The following is a 24,587-nucleotide window of genomic DNA, read 5'->3' on the forward strand; positions in this document are numbered from 1 at the left end:
GAGAACGAGTCGCCGGTAAACTCCGTTCATGCTGGTGCCGACCACGCGACGGCCATCCATGATCGCCGATATCGCGGCCGCGGTCGAGGGCGGAATGAACGACTCCGCGGCGAGTTCGGTGGTGGTGCTGAGCGGCGGCCCGGGGATGGGCAAGACCCACACCCTGCACCGCCTCATGGACACCGTCACCGGACCAGCGCGGTTCACCTGCGCCGACGAGCTGTCATGGCGGATGCCCTATGCCGTGGCCGCCGCCTTGCTCGGCGCCGAGATCACCTCCGCACCCGAACCCGGTTTCGGTGACACCCTGCTCGGCCTGGTGGACGAGATGTGTTCGGCCGGGCCGCTGCTCCTCGTCGTCGACGACGCGCACCACGCCGACGCCGCCAGCCTGGAACTGCTCGGACGGCTGGCCGACGCGACCGCCGACCTGCCGTTGACATTGCTCCTCGGGCGGCGGTTGCTGCCGCGGCGCGATCTGCTCGAGCGGCTCGTCGCGCGTTCGTCGACGCGGGAGTGGGCGCTGCCGCCGATGGACGGCGCGGATCTCGCCGCCCTGGCCCTCGACGTCGCCGGGGCACCCGTCGACGAGCACCTCACCGCGCTGCTCGAGTCGGCCGGCGGCAACCCGATGCATGCGATCGCCCTGCTGAACGATCTGCGACGCACCGGTGAGCTGACGATCGTCGACGGCGTCGCCACCACCACCGGGACCGACCGTTGCGCCGCCGATACCGAGACCATGATCGCCGAGCACCTCGCGCTGCTCGACCCGCGGGCCGCCGACCTCACCGGCAAGCTCGCCGTGTGGGGTGCGCCCGCGACCCTGTCGGAACTGGCGTCGATCGAATCGGTGCGGCCGGTGACCCTGGTGGCGGCCGCCCAGACCGCCATCGACGCCGGCATCCTCGCCATCGACGCCGCGGGGCGGCTCTCGTTCACCCACGATCTCTACGGCGACGTCGGCTACCAGATGCTCGCCGCACCCCTGCGGACCGTGCTGCACGAGGCGATCGCCGAGCAGGCCCGCGCCCACGGCGATCATCATCTCCTCGCGCATCACCTGCTCGCGGCCGGCCGGATCGGCCCGGACACCCTGAACGCGGTCCGCGCCGCCGAAGCGCAACTCGCCCACGCCCCGGCCGTCACCGTCGACCTGTTCGAGTCGGTGGGCCGGGCGAGCACACCAGGGGCGTCGCCCGCACCCGGGTGGCACCTGGGCCTCGCGACCGCGCTGGCCCGGACCGGGCAGCTGAGCCGGGCGTCGGAGGTTGCGGCAGAGGGGGTCGCAGCCGAGGGGATAACGGCGACCGCCGACATCGCCGAACTCGCCGCCCTGCTGCGGGTCCGGTTGTTCGCGCTGATCGCGCGCGGCCGCACCGATGACGCCCGCGCGCTCATCGCGGAGACACTCGCGCTACCGGTCGACGACGACGCCCGCGCCGCGCTGACCGATTCACGTGACTATCTCGGCATCCTCGAAGGCCGCGGGCCGGTACCGTCGGCGCCCTTTCACGATGCGGCGACCGGACCGGACAGATCGGTGACCGGCATTGCCGCCGAGGCGCTTCGACGGTACCTGCGCGGCGAAGGGCTCGATGCGCTCGCGCTGGCGATCGAGGCGACCCGCCGGGAGGGCGAACAGTCCGGGCCCACCGCCGCCCACACGTCGGCCGTCGTGTGGCCGCCGCTGATCGAACAGCACACCCATGGACCGAGCGCCGCGCTGGCCCTCTTGGAGAGCGCGACCCGGACCCGGTCGGCGCGCGGCGCGGACTGGATGACCGCCTACCACGACTTCACCAGGGGCGGCATCGAATTGGCGCTCGGACGTCTCGACGATTCGGCAGCGAGTTTCGACACGGGCTTCGAGCGGGTTGCCGCCGCCGACATGGGGTGGACGTCGATGGCCCACGCCGGACGCGCCACCGTCGACATCCTGCGCGGCGACTTCGCCGCTGCCGCAGCACGACTCGACGCCTTCTCGGCGTCCGGTCTGCCCGATCAGTTCGGCATCCCGCTGATCACCGCGACCCGCGCGCACCTGCTCGAATCACGCCGCCGGCTCCGGCCCGCGGCACAGGAGGCGACGCGCACGTGGCGGCGCGCCCACGACATGCAGCTGTATGGCTGGCTCCCGAGCAGTGTGCTGCTCCTGACGCGGATCGCGGTCCGCGCGGGTGCGGCCGACCTGCTCGACGCGCTCCGGTCCGACATCGCCGAGATCCCGCGGCCGCTGCCGCCGGCCGCGACCCACGTCGAACTCGCCGCGGCGGTGTGCGCGGTCGCGCTCGACGACGCCGACCCGCAGGCCGTTGTGACCGCCGGCGTCGCGGCCGCCGATGCGGCACACACGGTGGGTGATGTGCTGGCCGAGGCGTCGGCATGCGAAGAGGCGGCGTGCGCGGCGGCGGCGCTCGGCGACAAGCACACCGCCCGCGACCTGGCGATCCGGGCGTTGAGCCGCACCCAGGACGCCGGCGCCACCACCGACTCGGCCCGGCTGGCCACCCGGCTGCGTGCCCTGGGGCTGCGGATGGACCCGAACACCGTTCGTCATCGTCCGACCCACGGGTGGGACAGCCTGACCGCCACCGAGATCACCGTCGCCGAACTGATCGGCGACGGCCAGAGCGGTGCCGAGATCGCCGAGCGACTCTACATCTCGCCGCGCACGGTGCAGACCCACGTCTCCCACGCCCTCACCAAGCTGGGGCTACGCACCCGCGTCGAACTCGCCGCGCAGGTGGCGGCCCGCCGGCACCCGGCCGACCCTCGCGCGTGATGCTGCCGACTGGCAGCAGAATCTCCGTCACCAGACAGACGACCGCGCCTCGGCAGGAGCGAAGAGTTGATCGCATCAACTCCCGTCCCGAGAAGGAGAACGACACATGAGTTCGACGAACTCCCGGCCCGCCCCCGTGGATCTGCACCACACCCACCTGTCGGGCGTGTTCGCGCCGCAACGACGCGAGGTCGCCCTCGATGATCTGCCGGTCACCGGGCAACTGCCGGCCGACCTGCACGGCAGCTATCTGCGCAACGGCCCCAATCCGCGCTTCGACCCGATCGGTTCCTATGTCTATCCCCTCGACGGCGACGGCATGGTCCACGAGATCGGCATCGCCGACGGCCGGGTCTCCTACCGCAACCGATTCGTGCGGACGCCGATGGTGCGCGCCGAAGAGGCTGCCGGACATGCGATCTGGTCGGGGCTGACCGACGGCTACACGCCGTCCGTCGCGGAGGTCGGCCCGGAACTGGCCGGCACGGTGCGCGAGCTGCCCGACATCAACGTCGTCTCGCATGCGGGCCGGTTGCTGGCGATGGCCGAGGCCGATCAACCGTATCGACTCGATCCGGCCGACCTGGCGACGCTGGCCCGCACCGACTGCGCGGGTGCCATGCGGGTCGGCAGCACGGCGCATCCGAAGATCGATCCGGCAACCGGCGAGATGGTGCTGTTCAACTACACGCTCGAGGCGCCGTATCTGACCTGGTCGGTGGTGGGCGCCGACGGGAGCGCGTTGCGCGAACCCACGCCGGTGACCGGACTCCCGAAACCCACGATGATCCACGACATGGCGCTGACGGCGCGCTACATCGTGCTGATCGTCTGCCCGCTGCGATTCGATCTGGTGGCCGCGATGACCGGCGGCTCGCTGCTGAGCTGGCAGCCCGACGACGGAACCGCCATCGCGCTGATCCCCCGCGACGGCAGCCCGGTCCGATGGATCGATGCCGAGCCGTTCTGGGTGTGGCACTTCGCCAATGCCTTCGACAATCCGGACGGCACCGTCACCGTCGACTACGTCGAGTGGACCCGGCCCGGCGGCTTCTCGGCGGGCCCACAGGCCCCGAGCTCGGCGCTCGTGCGCGCAACCTGCGACCCAGCGGCCGGCCGCATCACCCGGTCGACGATCGGCGAGCGCGCGGTGAACGTGGAGTTCCCCCGCGTCGACGACCGGCTGCTGACCCGCGATCACCGGTGGATCGCCTCGGTCGGGCCCGCACGGGGCGACTCCGGCGACTCCGAGAGCCTGTGGTTCAGCGATCCGGCCACCGAGACCGAGGTGTGCTGGTCGCCGGGGGTGGCGATCGGCGAACCCATCTACCTCCCCGGCGACAGCCACGACTACTGGGGCGCCATCGGCACCGATCCGACCGATCTGCGGTCCCGCTTCTATCTGCTGTCCGCGCAGGACCCGGCCGCCGGTCCGCTGGCGACCGTGGATCTACCCATCCGGGTACCCGCCGGACTGCACGGCACGTGGGTACCGGCGAGTTGACCAGGCGAATCCGGGTCTACCGCAAGGGGACTCAGCCGACTCGGATCATCTTCTTGTTGACGAATTCGTCGATGCCGAAGCGGCCGAGTTCGCGACCGAAGCCGGACCGCTTGACGCCGCCGAAGGGCAATTCGGCGCCCTCGGCGCCGACCGCGTTGATGAACACCATGCCCGCCTCGATCCGGTCGGCGACGCGCAGCGCCTGCTCGGGCTCGGTGGTGTAGACGTAGGAACCGAGACCGAACGGGATGTCGTTGGCGAGCGCGACGGCCGCGTCCTCACCGGCGACCCGGTAGACGGTGGCGACCGGACCGAACAGCTCTTCCTTGGCCACCGGCGACTGCGGATCGAGACCGGTCAGTACCCCAGGCGGGAAGTGCGCCCCGGACCGCTCGCCCGCCGAATCCAGTGTCGCCCCGGTTTTTCGGGCCCTCTCGACCTGTTCTTGCAGACGGTCGGCGGCGGCCACCGACGACAGCGGCGCCAGACCGGGCGCGGTTGCCTTCACCTTTGCGGTGAACTTCTCGAGGAACTCGTCATAGATCGCCTCGTCGACGATGAAGCGTTTCGCGGCATTGCAGGACTGACCGGTGTTCTCGAATCGGCCTTCCACGGCCGCGGCGACGGTGGTGCCGAGGTCGTCGGTGGACAGCACGATGAACGGGTCCGACCCGCCGAGTTCGAGGACGACCTTCTTGAGGTTACGCCCGGCGACCTCGGCCACCGCCGCGCCCGCGCGTTCGGATCCCGTCAGCGAAACCCCTTGCACCCGTGGGTCGGCGATGGCCTCGGCGATCTGCTCGTTGGTGGCGTAGATGTTCACATATGCGCCCGGCGGATACCCCGCGTCGGCGAAGATCTGCGCCAGTGCGGCCGCCGATTCCGGGCACTGCGGTGCGTGCTTGAGCACAATTGTGTTGCCGAGCACCAGGTTCGGGCCGGCGAAGCGGGCGACCTGGTAGTACGGGTAGTTCCACGGCATGATGCCGAGCAGCACCCCGACCGCACTGCGCCGGATGAATGCCGAGCCCGCTCCTTCGAGGAGGGTGATCGGTTCGTCGGCGAGGAACGTCTCGGCGTTGTCGGCGTAGTACTCGTAGATCGCGGCACAGAATTCGACCTCACCGACCGATTGGTCGAGTGGTTTGCCCATCTCGCGCCGGATGATCGCGGCCAGCTCGTCCTTGCGTTCGGTGTGCAGGTGCGCGACCCGGCGGATCAGGGCGGCGCGCTCGGCGACGTCCGAGCGCCTCGACCACGAGCCGAACGCCTCATGCGCCGCGCCGAGCGCCGCATCCACCTGCTCGTCGGTGGCGGTCGGATACTCCTGGACCACCTCGCCGGTGGCGGGGTCGACCACTGCATATCGGGTCATCGAGATCCCTCCGGGCGAGAACTGGGATGATTGAACCGGTGACGTACTCAGACGATATCGCGGCGCACGATGGTCTGCTCACCGGCGCGGTGGTACCCGACCTGGGTCATGGCCAGCGCTCAGGTCAGAGCAGGAACTTGTTGACGAGGTCGAGTGGTGGGCCCCAAAGCGCGTCATCGGCGCGAGGGGCTTGGAGTTGCCGACGAGGGGTGCGTGCGAGGCGGAGCGCGGCGTTGGTGGTCGCGATGCATTGTCGGCGCATGAGATCGATGTCGATGAAGGGCATGGCATCGAAATTGGCGTTGAGGAGGTAATTGGGTCCTGCGATCGATTGGAGGGATGGCAATCCAGCGATCCTCCAGAGACCTTCGCCGTCACCCGGCCACCACCGTCCGTTAGGAGATTCTCCGGACTTGTCCGTGCTGTACGGGCGCAGTACCCGATTGTCATCCAAGCCCATCTGGTTGTGGAATGCACGGCCGACCTTGACCATCTCGGCGTGTGGGGAGGAGAAGACGATGTTGGTTTCGGGGCCACCCATGGCCATGCCGCCGGTGTTGGTCGGAACCCAGGATCTCGCTCCGAGATGTTCGATGCTGATCGCCGCGGCGGTGCGGGCGACCAAGTCGCCCTTGTGCCGTCGGAGGAACGCTTCGGTGCCCAAGGCCTGACCGGCCATGTGGCCGGTGCTCATGACGAACAGGATCGACCGCCCGAGCTCGTGCCGAGGTATGCGGGCGAGGTATTGCGCAACCGACAGAAGACCTTCAGGACCATTCTCTTCGAGCCCATTGGTGCCGTCGGTATGGGATTGCAGCATGACGAATTCGTCTGTGCGGCCGGGGATGATGCCGTACATGTTGGGGCTCGTCACCGGGTTGACGGTGGCTTGTAGTCGCAGTCGCACGCTTCCGCCTGCCCGGGCGACGTCGTGGAGTCGAGCGCCGGTGACGCGGTCCACCGACAGCGCCGGCAGGTTGCGAATGATGCCGTCATAGGGGGCGTACTGCCCGTCGGCGGCTTCGCGTGGCAGGTCCCAGATGACGATGAGTCCGACCGCACCGGCCGCCTTGAACCGGTCCATTGCTTCGGTGATCGACCCTTGGCCGAGCCAGGCTCGGTCGTACGTCGCGAACGGGTTGTATCCGGGGCCGTGGTGAGGCTGTAGCGGTGTGTCGTAGTCGACGGCGTCGAGCAACGCGTAGGGCAGCGAGGGAACCTCCACGGTGAACAGCCCGATGGCGCCCTCCCGGGGTTCGGTCGACAGCGGTGCTGTGATGCCACCTGCGGCGGTGCTGCCGGAGTAGGGAACATACCAGGAGACATGCGCAGGTCCTGCACCTGCGCCGCCGATGACGTCCAACGACCACTGCGACGGTAGCCATCGGGTGAAGCGAACCTGGTCGGCGACGATGTTGCGGATCCCGGCCTGCGCCATGCGCTCGACCAGACCGTCGACGTAGCGATGCTGAGCGGTCGTGCCGGTGGCCCGCAGACCGACATCGTTGGCGAGCTCCTGCCAGCGTCGCAACTGTGTGGACGGCATGAACTGAGACGGGGTCACCGACGTGGCCGATGCGCCGGTCAAGGTGGCTGTCGGCCATCCGGTGTCGGCGCGGGCGATCCCGATACCGGTGCCCAGCGCCACGCCGGCCGTTCCGAGTGCGGCGGCGCCGAGAAATGCACGGCGGGACAACTGTCGGCCGGTGTGATCGGTGGACGGGGTCATGCGAGCTCCTGGATGGAAGGCGAGGCCGGTTGGCCGCGCGCGGATGGTCGAGGACTTATGGCCACAGTTGATGAGCCCGACGCTCGGCGGCGGCAAGGCTTTGTTGGGCGTCGGAGGGCAGTAGTGCACCGTCGGCGACAGCGCGATCTGTCGCCGCCCGGAATTTGGTGAGGTAGTCCGTGCTGCTGGTGTAGAGCTGGCGCAGCCGCGCGGCAGAGAACGGGATGGATCGGCCGACGAGTTGCGCACATACGTCTGGGCCGCTGTTGTTTCGGTTGTCGGTCGCGGTGGGAACTGCGAACTCGGGCAGTCGAATACCACCCAACGCGTTGTCGTCGCGGTCCCGGATCACGTTGCCGCCGTCGTCGTAGGCGATCGGCGCGAGTGTCGGAGGTGGGATGCGATTGCGGATCCAGCGGTCGAGAGCCGTCAACGCGGCATTCTGCACGTTCTTGAATGGGATGCGACTCAAGGGTGGAACCGCGCACCGAAGCTCCGCCGAGGGCATTCGGCCCAGATCACGGCGCGCGACCCGATCAATGTAATCCTGGGTGTCGCGGTCGCTGTGCGTGGTGCCGGCGACCTCCCACAGTCGGTAGGTCGGCGAGTCGGGCGCACGGCGATGTGAGGAATCGGTTTCGCTGTTCACTTGCAGCACCGGCACGCCGGTTGCGGCGGGTAGTGGTTGCGGCGCGGCGACCGAGTCGGCGGCCGGGCCCAGTGTGGCAGTGGATAATTCGGAGATGAGATAGCCGTCGATGCCGCCGTAGGTCGGACCGACGGTGTTGGCGTAGATCGACAGGGTTCCGGCCGATTGTGAGCAGCCGGTGGCAATCTGCACCCGGGGCCGTAGCGGGCGGAGCGGGGATGATGGGCCGCGGATGGTGCGGACCGCTTGCCCGAAGATCTCGTAGGCAGCCGGTTCGGCGACGAACGATCCCACTTGCGGCATGTGCAACGGCCGATAGCGCGCGGGATTCCACGCCTTGAGACCGGTGCCCGGTGCGTACAGCCCGGTGGTCTGCGCATCGACAGCGACGTAGGCATCCCCAGATTGCATGACGTGGTCGGCCGAACGGGCCCACAGACATTCGAAGTCGAAGTTGTTGGACACGTTCTGCCATTCGGTGATCACCGTGCCCGAGAACCGCTTGGGATCTGCGGGGCGACGGACCAGCATTCGTGACGTGTAGGGGCCGAATGCCGTTGTGCCGGAGAAGAAGTATTCCTGTTCGAGGTAGCCGTGGCCCGACAGTTCCACCGCAGACGCGCCGAACGGGTGATCGCGACCACCATCGTTTGCCGCGGCTGCCGCCACCGGAGGGGTGATGGATACCGCGGCGGGCGCGGCACTGGCATGCGAATTCGGAGCGACGATGACGGCAACGAATGCCGCAGCGCCTACCAGCAGTCGACTCAGAAGTCGTATCGGTACTGATGTCATTGTTGTTCTCCGGTCAGCATGCGCATGAGCCACCCGGAGAGTTCGGGGACCAGCTCCAGCAGTTGGGCCGTGTTGTCGGCCTCGATCTCATCGGACACCAGTTGACGCACTGCGTACACCACCCCCCGATACGCCGACGGCGCGAGCAGTTCCGACTCGGCGGCGGCAAGCTGCCGGTGGTGATCACCCAATGCGTCGGCGAACAGTTGCAGCGATTCCCGTCGACGACGTCGTGCAGGAGCACCCATGGCATCGATCTCGACCTGGAACGCACGACCGACGACCGGGTCGTCACGCATCGGCGTGATGTACGCGCGCAACGCCGCATCGACGAACTCGGTCAAATCCTGCTGTGGCCGCATAGTGGCCGCCAGCCCGGTAAGCAGCACCTCGATGAATCGGTCGTATGCGGTGACCGCACACTCCTGTTTGTCGGCGAAGAAGCCGTAGAAGACGGCCCGAGACACCTGTGCGCGCGCGACGACGTCGCTGACGCTGACCGCCGCGTACCCGCGGGCGGCGATCAACTCGGTGACGCCGATCAACAATCTTTCTCGCTGCGCGGCGGCAATCCTCTCCCGCGGCACGCTATGGGGTCCTCGTGGTAGCGAGCCGGGTGGTTCGAAGAAGACTCCTGGCCGGACCTGGCCCACGGCCGTGACCGGCGACGCGACAACGCCTGACGTGGTTGTCGCACTGTCGGTCGCCATGACACCTCCAAGAGAAGTACGCCAGCATTCTTTACTGCGTCCGGCGTCACGCTACCACGGGCGCACTTGTACGTGTCACATGCCGGCATGAACCGCGTTCAGACATCACCGAGGCGACAGTACCCGGGCGGCAGGAGTGCGCACCGAAAACTTGACTACCAAAACTGTTGTGTCGGTAGCGTTCTGGGAGTTCTCGACCTGCATCGGAGTCGATCAGCAGTGGTCACCGCAGATTGCGTGCGAGGCAGCCGTCACCTCGCGGTGAACTCTCGTGGAGTCGAGAACCGCGGAGAACTCAGACGATGTCGCGGCGCACGATGGTCTGCTCGCGTCCCGGCCCGACCCCGATGCACGAGATGAACGCCCCGGACAACTCCTCGAGCCGCCGGATGTAGTCCTGCGCGTTGGGTGGCAACTCCTCGAAGGTCTTGCACTCGCTGATGTCCTCCCACCAGCCGGGCATCTCCTCGTAGATCGGCTTGGCGTGATGGAAGCCGGTCTGGGTCATCGGCATGTCCTCGACGCGTTCCCCGTCGACCTCGTAGGCCACGCAGATCGGCACGGTGTCGAGGCTGGACAGGACGTCGAGCTTGGTGAGGAAGTAGTCGGTGATGCCGTTGACGCGGGTCGCGTACCGGGCGACGACGGCGTCGAACCAGCCGCAGCGCCGGGCGCGGCCGGTGGTCACGCCGACCTCGCCGCCGGTCTTGGCCAGGTACGCACCCCACTCGTCGAAGAGTTCGGTCGGGAACGGTCCCGAACCGACGCGTGTGGTGTAGGCCTTCAGGATGCCGAGCACGGTGGTGATGCGGTTGGGGCCGATGCCCGCCCCCACCGCGGCGCCGCCGGCCGTCGGATTCGACGACGTCACATAGGGATACGTGCCGTGGTCGACGTCGAGCAGCGTGCCCTGCGAGCCCTCGAGCAGCACGGTCTCACCACGTTCGAGCGCCTGGTTGAGCAGCAGCCGGGTGTCGGCGATGCGGTGCCTGAAGCCCTCGGCCTGGGTGAGGACCTCCTCGACGACCTGCTCGGGTTCGAGGGCACGACGGTTGTAGATCTTGACCAGGATCTGGTTTTTGAGTTCGAGTGCGGCCTCGACCTTCTGCGTCAGGATCTTCTCGTCGAGGACGTCGGCGACGCGCACCCCGACGCGCGCGATCTTGTCCTGGTAGCACGGTCCGATACCGCGGCCGGTCGTGCCGATCTTCTTGTTTCCGAGGAAGCGTTCGGTGACCTTGTCGATGGCCACGTGGTACGGCATCAGCAGATGGGCGTCGGCCGAGAGCAGCAGCCCGGTGGTGTCGACGCCGCGCTCCTCGAGCCCGCCCAACTCGGTGAGCAGCACCCCCGGGTCGACGACGACGCCGTTGCCGATGACGTTCGAGACGCCGGGCGTGAGGATGCCCGACGGGATGAGATGCAGCGCAAAGGACTCACCGTTGGGCAGCACCACGGTATGCCCCGCATTGTTGCCGCCCTGGTAGCGGACGACCCATTGCAGCTTGCCGCCGAGGAGATCGGTGGCCTTTCCTTTGCCCTCGTCGCCCCACTGGGCGCCGATAAGCACGATCGCGGCCATGCTCAGTTCATCCCTTCCACAAGTCCAAACCGGGACAACCTTACTGGTTCGGCAGGCTGGATACCCTATTCCCATGTCGTTCGAGGTCATTTCGTCATCGCTGGTGCCGACATCCGGCAACACCCGCCGGGCGGTTCGGGACGCGGTGGCGCAGCGGATCGCCGACCCGGCCGTCACCCGGCTCATCGTCGAACCCGGCGCCGACCCCGGCGGCACCGATGTCGGGAATGCGAACCCCGACGCACACCTCGCGCAGGTCATCGGCGCATTGATGCTCACCGAACGACTCGACGTCGAGGTCGCCTACGTCGCCGCACAGCCCACTGCCGCCACCCGCGCCTACGGTCTGCCGCACGGGTCGGGGGCCCGCGAACTCGCCGAACGCGGCCGCGCCGTCGACGTGCCGTTGATCCGGGACGACGCGGCGACCGTGCTCGTCGGCGTGGCCCGCCATCTCGGCGCCGACGGCGCGCAGCTACATGGGGAGAGCTACGTCGACGACCACCGACTGTTCACCGGCGAGGTGCGTGGAATCCGGATCGAGCCGACGCCGCAGGAGCCGGGACTGCGGACCCGCCTCGAAGGCGGGATGGTCGCTGCGCTGGCCGGCCGGCGCAGCTGGCATCGGGGCCGGGCGGTGCAGACCGGTGGCCCGAACATCGTCGTCGAACGTGAGGGGATCGCAAGCGATCGTGCGGTCAAACGGTCCACCTACTACCGTCACCACGTGGATCTGAAACTGGTGCTCCCATGACCGGCCCGGCCTTCGGCAAGCGGCGCAACCCGACGGTCGCCGAGATCGCGCGGGCGATACAGCCGGGTGCGGTCTTCCTCGGCCTGGTCGCGGTCGCGGTGCTCGGCGGGTGGCTCGCCGCCCGCGCCGGCTCCGATCGCTCGTCGGGTCAGGCCACTCTCGGCGTCATCCTGCTGGTGCTGGCCGGCTGGGTGATCTCGTTGTGTCTGCACGAGTTCGGGCACGCGGTGACCGCCTACCGCTTCGGTGACCGCGACACGCAGCTGCGCGGATACCTCACGCTCAACCCCCTGCGCTACACCCATCCCGCGCTGTCACTGGGGCTGCCGCTGCTCATCATCCTGTTGGGCGGCATCGGATTTCCCGGTGGGGCGGTGTATCTGAACGAGCGCGGTTTCACCCGGGCACAACGCACCACGGTCTCGTTGGCCGGTCCCGCGGTGAATCTCGTGCTGGCCATCGTGCTGCTGGTGGTGATCCGCGCGTTCGGGCCGTTCGTGGACAGCCCGATCGGGTTGTTCGTGACCGATCCCGACTCCATCAACCTCTGGGACGGGCTCGCGATGCTCGCGTTCCTACAGATCACCGCCGCGGTGCTGAACCTGATCCCGATGCCCGGCTTCGACGGCTACGGCGCCATCGAGCCGTACCTGTCGCCGCAGACCCGCCAGAGCGCCGCCAAGATCGCGCCCTACGGATTCCTGATCATCTTCGCGTTGCTGTTCATCCCGCAGCTGAACCAGCTGTTCTTCGACTTCATCTTCTGGCTGTTCGAGCTGTCGGGAGTGCCGTCCGGACTGGCCGGCTGGGGCTGGAACACCTTCTTGTTCTGGCGGCACTGAACCGAGCAGTGTTCACCAACTGCAGTGTTCACCAACTGAGGTGTTCACCAACTGAGGTGTTCACGGCATCGCTGCTGGTCGACGGCCGGTTCGACCTGCACCGTGGCGTGCGGAAGTCCGTGCCGGGCGAGTACCGCCTGTGCGGCCGGCAGCACCTCGGCGTTGGGCCGGTCGCTGCCGAGATGGACCGTCGCCACGTCCATGCCGGTCGTCAGCGACCAGACGTGCAGATCGTGGACGTCGGTGACCGACGGGATCTCGGCGAGTTCGCGGCGCACCTCGTCGACGTCGATGTGGGTGGGTGCCTGCTGGTTGAGGATGCGCAGCGCGTCGATCGCCAGACGCAGTGCCCGCGGCACGACCCAGATCGCGATGCCGACCGCCACGATGATGTCGGCGTATCCCCACCCGGTGGTCAGCGCGACGACACCGGCGACCAGCACTCCGACACTGCCGACCGCGTCGGCGAGCACCTCCAGATACGCACCGCGTACCGCGATGGAACCCTTCGAGTCGGCCCGCAGCAGCAACATCACCATCATGTTCACCGCCAGTCCCACCAGAGCGACGACGATGAGGGTGAGTCCCGGAACGTGCGGATCAGATCCGATCCGTTCGATCGCCTCGTATCCGACGAAGCACGCGACCCCGATCAGCAGGACCGCATTGGCCACCGCGGTGAACACCTCGGCCCGATGCCAGCCGAACGTCCGGGTGTCGGTGGCCTTGCCGTGACGCGCCAACAGCAGCGCGATCAGGCCCATGACCAGCGCGACCACGTCGGTCAGCATGTGCCCCGCGTCGGCGATCAGCGCCAGCGAATCGACGGCGACGCCCACGCCGAGCTCGACGGCGAAGTACGAGCCGATCAACGCCACCGCCACCGCCATCGGCCAGATACGACGGTGCGAGCCATTCGTGGCGTCGGCGGGCGAATGGCCGTGGGAGTGCGAATGTGAATGGCCCATGACCCTGCCAATATATGCGTCGACTCGCATATATGCCAAGCCTTAGGTACGCCTAACCCGCTGCGTGCTGGTCGCCGGGTGAGCCATTCGGCCACCGCAGCGTCGCGATGGCCGAGGACCGCCGCAATCCGGCCACCATCAAGAGGTCGACGAGCAGCGACCGGATCTCGGCGAGCAACGCCGTCTCCGACATCCCGCGCTCCTCGGCCAGTTCGATCTTCGCCTTGCGTGCGATCGTGCGCAGCACGCGCGCGGCATCGGCGGCGTCCGGCGACTTGCCGGGATCGGCGAGCATCATCTCCCGCAGCACCTCGAACGCCCCGCCGAGATCACCGATGATCTCGACGAGTTCGGGCCGGATCGTCTCGCCGCGCTGGGTGATGCCCAGTGCCCGCCGGGCGATGATGCGGAAGTTGCGTACCCCGTTGTCGATGGGGTCGGCGGTCGCCGAGAGGCGCTGCAGCCGCATGCGCGAACCCCAGTACAGCGGGGAGATCGTGCTGATCTCGCGGCCACCGCTCATATCCTGGCGCATCGTGTTGATCGCGCCCTGGGTGCCGCGCACCGTCTCCAGCGCGGCGAACACCGTCGGCTCATTCCCGGAGCGCATGCCCTCGGCGAGTTGCCGGGCGGCATCACGCGCCGTCGCGAGTACCGACGCGGCGTCACGACGTGCCCGTGACGCCGGATTGGCCGGCAGCAACGCCCCCACGAGGATGCCGATCAAGCCGCCGGTCAGGGCGTCGATGGCGCGGTGGAATCCGCCGATCCCGCCGGGCGGCAGCAGGGTGGCCACGAGCACAGCCGACGACGCGGCCTGCATCGGGATGAGCGGGCCGTCGTCGAGGAAGACCGCGACGGACATCGCCAGCGCCACCACGACGACGATTTGCCAAGTGCCGCTACCGATTTCGGTGATGAGTAGATCGCCGATCAGGATTCCGATGGTGACGCCACCGACCAGTTCGACCGATCGGCGCCACCGTCGCCCGAGTGAGAGGCCCAGCGAGATCATCGCGGCGATGGGGGCGAAGAAGGGCTGTTGGTGGCCGAGCACATCCAGCGCGAACCACCAGCCGATACCGGCGGCGATCGCGCACTGCAGAATCGGGCCCAACGACAACCAGAGTCGCCGGATGCGCACCCGCAACATCCGCGGCAGCGCCTCGTAGCGGCGCCGGGCCCAGGAGGTCACCGAGCTCAGTGCAGTCCGAGGTGGTCGGCGGCGGTCGGATCGCTGTCGTTCAGCAGGTCCAGGCATCGCAGGTACTCGTCCTCTTCGCCGATCGCCTGCGCCGCGCGGGCGAGCGCGCCGACACACCGCAGGAAGCCCTGATTGGGCTCGTGGCTCCACGGCACCGGCCCGAACCCTTTCCAGCCGTGTCGCCGCAGCTGGTCGAGTCCCCGGTGATACCCGGTTCGTGCGTAGGCGTACGCCTCGATGACCTTGACGACGTCGCCCTCGCCACCGGTCGTCGAGCCGTCGAGAGCGCGTTCGGCCAGGTACGCCCATGCGATCGATGCGGTGGGATGACCGGCCGCCACCTGGGCGGGCTCGGCACCGTTGAGCAGCGCCGATTCGGCATCGTCGTCACCGGTCAACAAGACGGGCTGTGGGCCGAGAAGATCTCCAAAGGAAGTCACTCCCCCATTCAAGCATCGCCGTCTGCGCAACGCCTACGAAGACGTGCGGCGGCGCCGAGGTAACACCGCAGGTCGGCGAATCGTCATCCGACCGGATGAGCCACTCTCCCGAGGTGATGACGAGTGCGGCCGTTCGCTAGTGTGAATGGCGCACTTCGTCGCGTTGCGAGGTGCGATGCCGTCTTTTCGGGGGGAGATCTTCTCGTGTGCAAACTTCGAGCATGCTGTTCGAGGAAGGTGTGGTGATGACCGATGGCGCAGTCTGACGATCGGAAGTCCGCTGTCACCAAGGCGTTCTCGAAGCTACGCAAGATGCGGGATTCGCGTACGTCCGACGCCGGACCGGCTCCGCGCCCGGCCGGTCCCCGGCCACCCGCGTCGCGCAACGTCGCACCCCAACCGTCCCAGAACGGCCCGTCCGGGCGGCCTGCCGAGTCGAGTTCGCGACCGCCGCACTCCTCGACGATGGACGCGGAGACCAAGCCGTTCCGGATACCGACGGCCCCGGCGAAGCCGCAACCCGAAGACAATGCGGCTGACGCCGACCAGACCGAATCGCCCCGAACCGATGATTCGGCCGCAGCCGATAATTCTGGTCACACCGACAGTTCTCACCAAACCGACAGTTCTACGGAGACCACAGGAGACCCGGTGACCGATCATCCGAGGCCGCGCGGCGGACGCGGGATCGATTCGGCCACCAAGGTCATCAGCCGGTCCAGCCTGCCCGACCCCGCGGAGCTCGACGACCTCGAGGATGTCGACGCCTACGGCGGTGCCCCCGAGGATGCCGACAGCGCTCGATCTGATACCGACAGCGCTCCCGAGAACGACAGCGCATCCGAGGAGGACGACAGAGCATCCGAGGACGACAGCGCTCCCACCGGATCCGATGCGCCGGTTGCTGCGGGTGCAGTCGTCGTCGGCGCAGCCGCGGCGGGCGCTGCCGCGGCCGCAGATGACCACGACACCGCAGACGCCGACGACACTGCAGAGGACGCCGACAGCGCTTCCGAGGACGTCGACGACGCCGAGGCCACCACCGCGGGCGATGACACCGCGGACGAGGAGGCAGCCGAAACACCTGCGGAACAAGAAGTTTCGGACGACACGGGGCCCACCGAGACCGACGACACGGGGCCCACCGAGACCGACGAGTCGGGGCCCACCGAGACCGACGACACGGGGCCCACCGAGACCGACGAGTCGGGGCCCGAAAGCGCCGACCCCGAAGCTGCGGAGACCGAAGCCGACGTGGCCGAAGATGCTGTGGCCGAAGATGCTGAGACCGAGGCTGCTGAGACCGAAGGTGCTGAGGCCGAGAGCACCGAGCCGGAAGCCGACGAGGCGGATGAGGCCGACGAGCCCGAGGCCACCGACAGCGACGAGACCGCAGAGCCCGAGGCCGAGAAGACCGCGGCGGAGCCCGACGAGGCGGTCACCGACGAGGACACCAGCGACGAGGAAAGCAGCGACGAGGCCACCGCCGAAGAGGCGGACGCCACGGAGACCGTGTCCGACGAGAGCGGATCGGACGAGGGCGAATCCGACGCGGGCGAATCCGAAGAGGCCGAATCCGAGGAGGGCCCGGCCGACGACGAAACCGCCAAGATACCGGTGGCGACGGCCACCGATCAGGTGACCGAGGCGGAACCGGCTGACGCAGAACCAGCGCAGGCCCAAGCCCCCGAAGCCCAAGCCCCCGAAGCCCAAGCCCCCGAAGCCCAAGCCCCGGAGGCCCAAGCACCGGCCGACCAACCACCGGCCGACGACTCGAAGACCCAGATCCTGACCAGACCCGCGGCCGCGGCCGCAGGGGGCGTCGCCGCCGGCGGTGCCGCGGCGGCCGGTGCCGCAGCGACCCAGGGCTGGTCGACGACAGCGCACCAGCCGCAGGTCATTCCGGGCGAGAAAGAGCAGCTGCCATCCAAGCCCCAGAAGGCCGGCCGCAGTCGCCGACGCAAGGGCATCCTGTTCTCCGCGATCGCGGCCGTCGTGGTGATCGTCGCCGTCGTGGTCGGCGTGTTCGCGTACTTCCAGACGCGTCCGGTCGCGCCCGAGGACGCCGCCGCGGACACCGCGAAAACCTACGGCAACGCCGTATATGACGGCGATCTGCAAACCCTGCGCAACGTCACCTGCGGCAACAAGCTGACCTACTACCAGAAGATGCAGGACGGCGATTGGACCAAGCTCTACCAATCGCAGAAGTCGCGCAACGAGCTGGTGCAGGTGCAGAAGGTGAACGCGGTTCGCGTCGACGGCGACACCGCTCTCGTCGAGGTGACCGCAGTCAACACGAGTACGCCCGACAAGCCACAGCGGGTCGCCATCAACCTGCAGAAGCAGGGCGACAACTGGAAGGTCTGCGACAAGCAGTGACCGGTGAGCCGACCGCGGGTGTGCCGCCGGCGGATAACGCCGGCCACAACGCGGTGCCCACCACTCCGATCGACGGTCCGGGCCGGCATCAGCGCCCGGCACCGCCGCCCGACCGCCCACCACTACCGATGGGCGTGCGCCCCGACGTTCTGTACGGCCGCCCGACCACTCCGGGCGCGCACCACGTCAACCCACCGAAACCGCGGTCACCGCAACATGATTCGCGTCCGAGCGGGAATCAGTCGGCCGGTTGGGGACCACCGCCGCCGAGGCCACCGCGCGACGCCCCGGCGCCACCCGATCGGTGGCACACCCCGGCGCCTCGGCCCGCACCACAGCAAGGGCCGCCACCGCAGCCGCCTATCTCCCGGCCTGCGCCGGGCACCCGCCCGAAATCCGCACCCCGCTCGACGACGCCATCGCGACGCCATCGCCGCCGCGCCGACCCGATGGTCATCGGCGCCGCGATCGTGATGGTTCTCCTGGCGATCGCTGTCCTCGTCGGCATCCTGACTCTCTGAACCCACAGTTACGCCGAGGGCGCCCCACAAAAACGCCGACAGCGCTTGGGTAAGCGATGTCGGCGTTTGCAGAGCGGCGTTTGAAGAGCGCTGTCGCCGAGGTGGTCAGGCGCTGATCGACTTGCCCACCGACTTGAGGTCGGTACACGCCTCGACGACGCGCTCGCTCATGGAGGTCTCGGCCTTCTTGCTCCACCCGCGCGGATCGTAGGCCTTCTTGTTGCCCACGTCCCCGTCGATCTTCAGCACGCCGTCGTAGTTGCCGAACATGTGGCCGGCGACCGGTCGCGTGTAGGCGTACTGGGTGTCGGTGTCGACGTTCATCTTGACGACGCCATAGCTCAGCGCTTCGTCGATCTCGCTCTTCAGCGAGCCGGAGCCACCGTGGAAGACGAAGTCGAACGGCTTGGATCCGTCGGGCAGTCCCAGCTTCTTGGTCGCCACTTCCTGGCCGGTGTTGAGCACATCGGGGCGCAGCTTGACGTTGCCGGGCTTGTACACCCCGTGCACATTGCCGAACGTCGCGGCGAGCAGGTACACACCCTTCTCCCCGACGCCCAGCGCCGCGAGGGTTTTCTCGAAGTCCTCGGGCGTGGTGAACAACTTGTCGTCGATGGCGGCTTCCACACCGTCCTCTTCACCGCCGACGACGCCGATCTCGATCTCGAGGATGATCTTCGCGGCTGCCGCCTTGGCCAGCAGCTCCTGCGCGATCTCGAGGTTCTCGTCGATCGGCACGGCCGAACCGTCCCACATGTGCGACTGGAACAACGGATTGCGGCCCGCGTCGACGCGCTCCTGGCTGATCGCGAGCAGCGGCCGCACGTAGGTGTCGAGCTTGTCCTTCGGGCAGTGGTCGGTGTGCAGACCGATCGTGACGTCGTACTTCGCGGCGACGACATGCGCGAACTCGGCGAGCGCGACCGCACCGGTCACCATGTCCTTGACGCCGAGGCCCGAGCCGAACTCCGCACCGCCGGTGGAGAACTGGATGATGCCGTCACTACCCGCATCCGCGAAGCCCTTGATGGCCGCATTGATCGTCGACGACGACGTGCAGTTGATGGCCGGGAACGCGTAGCCGCCCTCCTTTGCCTTCTGGAACATCTCGGCGTACTGCTCGGGGGTTGCTATGGGCATTTCACGTCCTCCAACCGGATAAGGTTCACGCTTCGAGTCGATCACTCCCGTTCAGTATGGCAAGGTCACCGCGGCCGTGTGCACCGGCATCCGAGCCGCTCAGTTCGTCGACAGCGCGCGTGTGAGCGCGCTCGGCGCGTTGGCGAGCGCGCTCGGCGCAAAGGCGAGCCCGCCGATCGGCATCGCCGACGGCCGGGACATGCTCCTGGCAAACCTTCAGGTTCGCCGCGTAGCCTGGTGACCCGTGATCGACACCGCACTTGCCCAGGCCACCACGACTGCGGTCGCGCTGCCGGGCATCCTCGACCCCATCAACGTGCTCGGCTGGTTCGGCGCCTGGGCATTCTGGGGCCTGCTCCTGGTCATCCTCATCGAATCGGGTGTGTTGTTCCCGGTGCTGCCGGGTGACTCGCTGCTGTTCGTGGCCGGCATGGTCGTCGCCGCAGGCGGTAAGGACGGCATCGACAAGTTCGCCTCGCTGTGGCAGCTACTCATATTCATTCCGGTCGCCGCGATCATCGGCGGCCAGATCGGCTACTGGATCGGACGGTTCGTCGGCACCGAGATGTTCAAGCCCGACGCCCGCTTCCTCAAGGAGCGCTACCTCATCGAGGCCAATGCGTTCTTCGAGAAGCATGGCCCGATCACCATCTTCCTGGCCCGCTTCGTACCGATCGTGCGCACCCTCGCGCCCATAGTGGCCGGTGCGGCGCGGATGAAGTGGCCGGTGTTCGCCGTCTACAACATCATCGGCGCGATCATCTGGGGCGTGGGCATCACCCTGCTCGGCTACTGGCTGGGCGGCTTCGAGATCGTGCAGAAACTCATCGAACCGATCTTCATCGTGATCGTCGTGCTCTCGATCGCCCCGATGTTCATCGAGTGGTATCGCCGTCGGCGAGTCGCCAAGCGGAACCCGGCCGAGCCGACCGCCGTGGCGGACGCACCCGCGCCGAGAGCCGATGATCGGCGTTCCGACACCGTCTGAGCCGACCGCACTCCGCGGCCGGCGCGGCTACCAGGCCTGCGCCAGATCCGCGTGCTGACGAATCCAGGCGTGCATGGCGATGCCCGCCGCGACACCGGCATTGATGCTGCGGGTGGAGCCGAACTGGGCGATCGACACTGTCAGGTCCGCGTGCGATTGTGCGTCGGCGCTGACCCCCGGACCCTCCTGACCGAACAACAGGATGCACTCCCGCGGCAGCGTCACCGTCTCCAGCGGCTGCGCACCCGGCGTGTTGTCGACGGCCACGACCGCGAGGCCCCGCTCGCGCGCCCACGCGATCAGATCGGCCACGGTGTCGTGGTGTTCGAGGTGCTGATAGCGGTCGGTGACCATGGCGCCGCGGCGATTCCAGCGTCGCCGCCCGACGATGTGCACCGCGGCGACGGCAAACGCATTGGCGGTACGCACCACGGTTCCGATGTTCGCGTCGTGGGTGAAGTTCTCGATCGCCACATGTAGCGGATGCCTGCGGGTGTCGATGTCGGCGATGATCGCGTCCCGCGTCCAATACCGGTACGCGTCAACCACATTGCGGGTGTCCCCGCCGGCCAGCAGTTCGGGGTCGTAGCGCGGGTCGGCCGGGGCGGGGCCATCGTGTTCGGTGTCCCACGGCCCCACGCCCACCGGCGGCGCCGACGTCGACTGCCATTCGGTCGGGCCGGGCAGCGCCGACCCGTCCGAATCGTCGCGCGACACGCCTCAGGCCAGGCCGAGGTCGGCCAGCGACAGCAACGAGCGGTAGGGCACACCCAGGGCTTCGATGACCTTGTCGGCGCCGGTGGCCCGGTCGACGACGGTCGCCACCCCGACCACCGTCGCCCCCGCCTCGCGAGCGGCCTCCACCGCCGCCGAGGGCGACGCACCGGTGGTGGAGGTGTCCTCGACCACCAGCACGCGGCGCCCGGCGATGTCGGGCCCCTCGATCCGGCGTTGCATCCCGTGCGTCTTGGCCGCCTTGCGTACGACGAATACATCGAGGGCGCGGCCGGCGGCATGCATGATCGACGTCGCCACCGGGTCGGCGCCCAGTGTCAGACCGCCGACCGCGTCGAACTCCCAATCCGCGGTCAACTGCCGCATGAGCATGCCGATCAGTGGCGACGCCTGATGGTGCAGCGTCGCGCGGCGCAGGTCGACGTAGTAGTCGGCCTCCTTGCCGGAGGACAACGTCACCTTGCCGTGTACCACCGACAACTCGGTGACCAGTTCGGCGAGCACATCACGGTCGCCGGTGTCGACGATGGGCGAGGACGGAATTGATGCAGACACTGATGAGCTCACTCTCTGGCGACGTGGCCGGAACACCCGGATGCGCGTTCATACGACCGGGCAGCATGCATGTGGATTGCGGTCAGTTTCGGTGGTGCCGGTTGCGGGACGAGGGCATCTCACTCGGACCACTGCGTGCCTGCCGCGACGGCGGTGCGATGTCGTCGTCGTAGTCGAGATCGTCGACACGGTCGAGATCATCGGGTGCACTCGCCGGCCGAGACTGCTTGCCGCGCACCGGCATCGGCGACATCCGCCGACCTGTGGTCGGCGTACTGGAGCGGCCTTCGGCCGGGACCCCAGAGCGGCCCGTGGCCGGTGCAGCAGGGCGGCCTTCGGCCGGGGCGGTCGAGCGGCCTTCGGCCGGGGCGGCGGGCGCACGCCGGGGACGCGGCGGCGCCTCGGCCGGACGCCGCAGCGCCGTCGGCGCCGCGGCGGTGGGGGGAGCGCCATCGCGGGGAGCGCCATCGCGCGCAGCGGCCTCCATGCGGGCTCGCCGATTCTTGTCGCGCATGTTCTCGGTCTTCTCGTCGGCCAGCTCGGCGCGCGTGGGACCGTGCGGATCGCGCGGGTCGGGCGCATCCTGCGGCTCCCGCAACGGCGGAAGCACGCGCAGCAGGTCGGCGAAGCGCCGTACGACCTCCAGGCCGGTGTCGAGCTCGGTGGCGTCGTCGGTCAGCGGCAACGACCCGAGCGCCCAATTGCCCTCGTTCCACAGCACCTCGACATAGGCCGGCGCCTTGGTGGCCAGCGACACCATGCGCCGATCGCACACCCGGCGGGCCGCGTCGAGGTTGTTGGAGAACATGACGCGCGGCCCCATTGCCCCGAGAAGCTCGACGTCGTCCTCCGCCGGCGCGAGGACGTCCTCATGGCGCAGGTCCACGACCACCGCGGACGGTGACGAGCGGCGAACGGCGATCACCGTTGCGGTCTCCGACATGTCGAAGACGATCACCTCGACACCCCCGTAGTGGCCGTAGGCGACGTTTTCCACCGCGACGGTGTCGGGAGCGTTCATGGTCGCGCGGCCGAATACCGTACGGAGTTTGGTGTCGGCCTCACGGAACTTGAAGTCGTGTTCGTCGCCCCAGATTGCGCGTTGGTGCCGCGTGCCCGAGGAGCGACGGCGGTCGAGCCACAGCAGTGCCACCGCCCCGGCCAATGCGATGGCGGCGATCACGAAATAGACGATGGTCATCGCGCTACAGACTACGTCAGGCCGGCCGCGGGTCGCGCCGCACGACGTATCCACGCGCCTTGTCGACCACGTTGACGAGGTGCCGCTCGAGGTCTCCGGGTCCGGCATCGGCGTATCTGCGCAGGTTATCGAGCAGTTGCGCGCTCAAGACATCGCGCCACCCGACGACGTCGCCGCTCAGGTGCGCAGAGATCGCGACGTTGTCCATGGCCCACAGCGGACTGTCGGCGGGCAGCGGTTCGGTGGCGACCACATCGAGGGATGCCGCCCCGATCCGGCCGGCCTGCAGGGCTTCGATCAGGGCGGGCTCGTCGACGAGGGCACCGCGCCCGACATTGATGAAGTGCGCGTCGGCACGCATCGCCGCCAGGACGTCGGCACCGATCATGTACTCGGTCTCGGCGGTCAACGGCGCGATCGCGATGACGGTGTCGAAGTCGCCGACGAACTCGCTCAGCCCGGCGGTCTCGCGCACGACGCCGAAGTCCGGATCATGGTCGCGGGCGCGCCGGCCCGCGCCGGTGACCTGGATGCCGACCGCGCTCAGCAGGCGGGCTATCTCGCGGCCGATCCCGCCGGTGCCGATCACCAGCGCCGACGTCCCGGTGGTCAATCGGGTCTCGCGCCACTTCCAGACCCGCTGCGATTGCAGGGCCATCGACTCGTGTAAACGCTTGTCGCGAGCCAGGATCGAGGCCAGCACGAACTCGGCGATCGGGCGGTCGAACACCCCGTGCGCGTTGGTGACCACCACATCGGAGGCGACGAGTTCGTCGAACAGCAAGGAATCGACCCCGGCCGCGCACACGTGCACCCAGCGCAGCGAATCGGCCGCCCGCCAATTGTCGTGCAGTGCGCGGGAGAAGAAGTCCCAGACCACCAGCGCATCCGCTCCGGGCAGCACCGTCCCCAGCTCGTCGGCGGTGGTGTGCCGGATATCGGCGATGTCCTCGAGTTCGGCCAGGTGCACCGGTGGCGGCGCCTCGGGTGATCCCAGCAGGGCCACCACCGGTCGGGATCTGGTCGTACTGCCGGTAGCCATGTGGTTCAAATTACCGAACCCGGGAGTGCCCCGCCCGGTTGCCGAATTCCGCAACACCGGCGATGATGAACGGTTGCCTGCGAGTCGCAGCCCGGTCGTAGCGTATATTGCGCACAGTGATCGTGACCCTTGATGACCGGTACGCCACCCACGTTCGTAACCTCGGACAATTTGTCCGGTTCGGCATCGTGGGCGCTTCTGGCGTGGTCGTCAACATGATCGTCGCGGTCCTGATGAACAAGGCCCATGGCGGCACCGCCAACGCCTTCGACGTGGTCTGGCACATTCCCGGCAGCCATTACAACGTGCGTTTCACGGTCCTGGTGTGGATCGTCGGGTTCCTCGTCGCGAATTTCGTCAACTTCCAGCTCAACCGGTCGTGGACGTTCAAGAGTTCCCAGCACGCGACCTGGTGGTCGGAGTTCTGGCCGTTCCTCGCGGTGGGTAGCGTCGCGGCGATCGTCGGCCTGTTCCTCAAGGTGGGCTTCACCAACCCGACCTCGCCGTTGTATCTCTCGTCGTCCTTCTTCCATGAAGGCGCCGGATTGCATTCACGCGAGTATTGGGCCCAGATCATCACGATCGTCATCACGATGCCGATCAATTTCATCGTGAACAAGCTGTGGACCTTCCGGGCGGTCCGCTCGCCCGTGGAGTCCGCCCGAATCATCGACTGACGACCGGCC

At 68.1% G+C, this 24,587-nt stretch carries 20 protein-coding genes; 7 read left to right on the forward strand and 13 right to left on the reverse strand.

Annotation, left to right across the window (positions count from 1 at the left end):
• Positions 1–28 precede the first annotated feature (28 nt).
• Both ACLQ3C_RS13530 and ACLQ3C_RS13535 read left to right on the forward strand, forming a co-directional pair.
• Positions 29–2,785, forward strand: a complete 2,757-nt coding sequence (locus ACLQ3C_RS13530) for a LuxR C-terminal-related transcriptional regulator (protein ID WP_425705586.1) — start codon at positions 29–31, stop codon at positions 2,783–2,785.
• Positions 2,786–2,891: 106 nt separating this feature from the next.
• On the forward strand, positions 2,892–4,289 hold the full coding sequence (locus ACLQ3C_RS13535) for a carotenoid oxygenase family protein (protein ID WP_425705587.1): 1,398 nt from the start codon (positions 2,892–2,894) through the stop codon (positions 4,287–4,289).
• 31 nt (positions 4,290–4,320) lie between these two features.
• Here ACLQ3C_RS13535 and ACLQ3C_RS13540 read toward each other — a convergent pair whose 3' ends face one another.
• The 5 genes from ACLQ3C_RS13540 to ACLQ3C_RS13560 form a co-directional block, all read right to left on the reverse strand.
• Positions 4,321–5,664 (reverse strand): NAD-dependent succinate-semialdehyde dehydrogenase, encoded by a 1,344-nt coding sequence (locus ACLQ3C_RS13540; RefSeq protein WP_425705588.1) that lies wholly within the window; start codon positions 5,662–5,664, stop codon positions 4,321–4,323.
• Positions 5,665–5,788: 124 nt separating this feature from the next.
• Positions 5,789–7,393: a hypothetical protein gene (locus ACLQ3C_RS13545; RefSeq protein ID WP_425705589.1), complete on the reverse strand. Its 1,605-nt coding sequence runs from the start codon at positions 7,391–7,393 to the stop codon at positions 5,789–5,791.
• A gap of 55 nt (positions 7,394–7,448) precedes the next feature.
• Complete coding sequence (locus ACLQ3C_RS13550; RefSeq protein WP_425705590.1) at positions 7,449–8,837, reverse strand: alpha/beta hydrolase domain-containing protein; 1,389 nt, start codon at positions 8,835–8,837, stop codon at positions 7,449–7,451.
• Positions 8,834–9,424: a TetR/AcrR family transcriptional regulator gene (locus ACLQ3C_RS13555; protein ID WP_425705591.1), complete on the reverse strand. Its 591-nt coding sequence runs from the start codon at positions 9,422–9,424 to the stop codon at positions 8,834–8,836. Before ACLQ3C_RS13555 ends, ACLQ3C_RS13550 begins: the two co-directional genes overlap by 4 nt.
• Before the next feature lie 418 nt (positions 9,425–9,842).
• Positions 9,843–11,129: an adenylosuccinate synthase gene (locus ACLQ3C_RS13560; RefSeq protein ID WP_425705592.1), complete on the reverse strand. Its 1,287-nt coding sequence runs from the start codon at positions 11,127–11,129 to the stop codon at positions 9,843–9,845.
• Between the two features lie 73 nt (positions 11,130–11,202).
• Here ACLQ3C_RS13560 and ACLQ3C_RS13565 point away from each other — a divergent pair, with 73 nt between their 5' ends.
• Together ACLQ3C_RS13565 and ACLQ3C_RS13570 are read left to right on the forward strand one after the other, a co-directional pair.
• Positions 11,203–11,883, forward strand: coding sequence for a hypothetical protein (locus tag ACLQ3C_RS13565; protein ID WP_425705593.1), 681 nt, complete (start codon positions 11,203–11,205; stop codon positions 11,881–11,883).
• Positions 11,880–12,725, forward strand: a complete 846-nt coding sequence (locus ACLQ3C_RS13570) for a site-2 protease family protein (RefSeq protein WP_425705594.1) — start codon at positions 11,880–11,882, stop codon at positions 12,723–12,725. Before ACLQ3C_RS13565 ends, ACLQ3C_RS13570 begins: the two co-directional genes overlap by 4 nt.
• Before the next feature lie 44 nt (positions 12,726–12,769).
• Here ACLQ3C_RS13570 and ACLQ3C_RS13575 read toward each other — a convergent pair whose 3' ends face one another.
• Genes ACLQ3C_RS13575 through ACLQ3C_RS13585 form a run of 3 tightly spaced genes read right to left on the reverse strand, consistent with a single transcriptional unit; the run spans position 12,770 to position 15,337 of the window.
• A complete protein-coding gene (locus tag ACLQ3C_RS13575) occupies positions 12,770–13,693 on the reverse strand; it encodes a cation diffusion facilitator family transporter (RefSeq protein WP_425705595.1) in 924 nt (307 codons plus the stop codon).
• A gap of 52 nt (positions 13,694–13,745) precedes the next feature.
• Positions 13,746–14,846: an FUSC family protein gene (locus ACLQ3C_RS13580; RefSeq protein WP_425705670.1), complete on the reverse strand. Its 1,101-nt coding sequence runs from the start codon at positions 14,844–14,846 to the stop codon at positions 13,746–13,748.
• Positions 14,847–14,893: 47 nt separating this feature from the next.
• Complete coding sequence (locus ACLQ3C_RS13585; protein ID WP_425705596.1) at positions 14,894–15,337, reverse strand: DUF3151 domain-containing protein; 444 nt, start codon at positions 15,335–15,337, stop codon at positions 14,894–14,896.
• Between the two features lie 252 nt (positions 15,338–15,589).
• On the opposite strand from ACLQ3C_RS13585, the gene ACLQ3C_RS13590 reads away from it, so the two are divergent.
• Positions 15,590–17,719 carry a hypothetical protein gene (locus ACLQ3C_RS13590; protein WP_425705597.1) on the forward strand — a complete coding sequence of 710 codons (2,130 nt, stop codon included), beginning with the start codon at positions 15,590–15,592 and terminating at the stop codon, positions 17,717–17,719.
• Positions 17,720–18,345: 626 nt separating this feature from the next.
• Here the strand turns inward: ACLQ3C_RS13590 and fbaA are convergent.
• Positions 18,346–19,380, reverse strand: coding sequence for a class II fructose-bisphosphate aldolase (fbaA, locus tag ACLQ3C_RS13595; RefSeq protein ID WP_425705598.1), 1,035 nt, complete (start codon positions 19,378–19,380; stop codon positions 18,346–18,348).
• Between the two features lie 244 nt (positions 19,381–19,624).
• Between fbaA and ACLQ3C_RS13600 the strand changes: the two genes are divergently transcribed.
• The gene (locus ACLQ3C_RS13600) at positions 19,625–20,368 is read left to right on the forward strand and encodes a DedA family protein (protein WP_425705599.1); all 744 of its coding nucleotides are present in this window, start codon (positions 19,625–19,627) and stop codon (positions 20,366–20,368) included.
• Positions 20,369–20,395: 27 nt separating this feature from the next.
• On the opposite strand, the gene ACLQ3C_RS13605 is transcribed toward ACLQ3C_RS13600, so the two are convergent.
• The 4 genes from ACLQ3C_RS13605 to ACLQ3C_RS13620 form a co-directional block, all read right to left on the reverse strand.
• On the reverse strand, positions 20,396–21,085 hold the full coding sequence (locus ACLQ3C_RS13605; RefSeq protein ID WP_425705600.1) for a TrmH family RNA methyltransferase: 690 nt from the start codon (positions 21,083–21,085) through the stop codon (positions 20,396–20,398).
• 3 nt (positions 21,086–21,088) lie between these two features.
• A complete protein-coding gene (pyrE, locus tag ACLQ3C_RS13610) occupies positions 21,089–21,658 on the reverse strand; it encodes an orotate phosphoribosyltransferase (protein ID WP_425705601.1) in 570 nt (189 codons plus the stop codon).
• 82 nt (positions 21,659–21,740) lie between these two features.
• A complete protein-coding gene (locus ACLQ3C_RS13615) occupies positions 21,741–22,859 on the reverse strand; it encodes a hypothetical protein (protein WP_425705602.1) in 1,119 nt (372 codons plus the stop codon).
• Positions 22,860–22,875: 16 nt separating this feature from the next.
• A complete protein-coding gene (locus ACLQ3C_RS13620) occupies positions 22,876–23,901 on the reverse strand; it encodes a D-2-hydroxyacid dehydrogenase (protein ID WP_425705603.1) in 1,026 nt (341 codons plus the stop codon).
• A gap of 116 nt (positions 23,902–24,017) precedes the next feature.
• Between ACLQ3C_RS13620 and ACLQ3C_RS13625 the strand changes: the two genes are divergently transcribed.
• The gene (locus ACLQ3C_RS13625; protein WP_425705604.1) at positions 24,018–24,578 is read left to right on the forward strand and encodes a GtrA family protein; all 561 of its coding nucleotides are present in this window, start codon (positions 24,018–24,020) and stop codon (positions 24,576–24,578) included.
• Positions 24,579–24,587: the final 9 nt, after the last annotated feature.

This window comes from Gordonia sp. DT30 (assembly GCF_049844915.1).
Lineage (GTDB): Bacteria > Actinomycetota > Actinomycetes > Mycobacteriales > Mycobacteriaceae > Gordonia.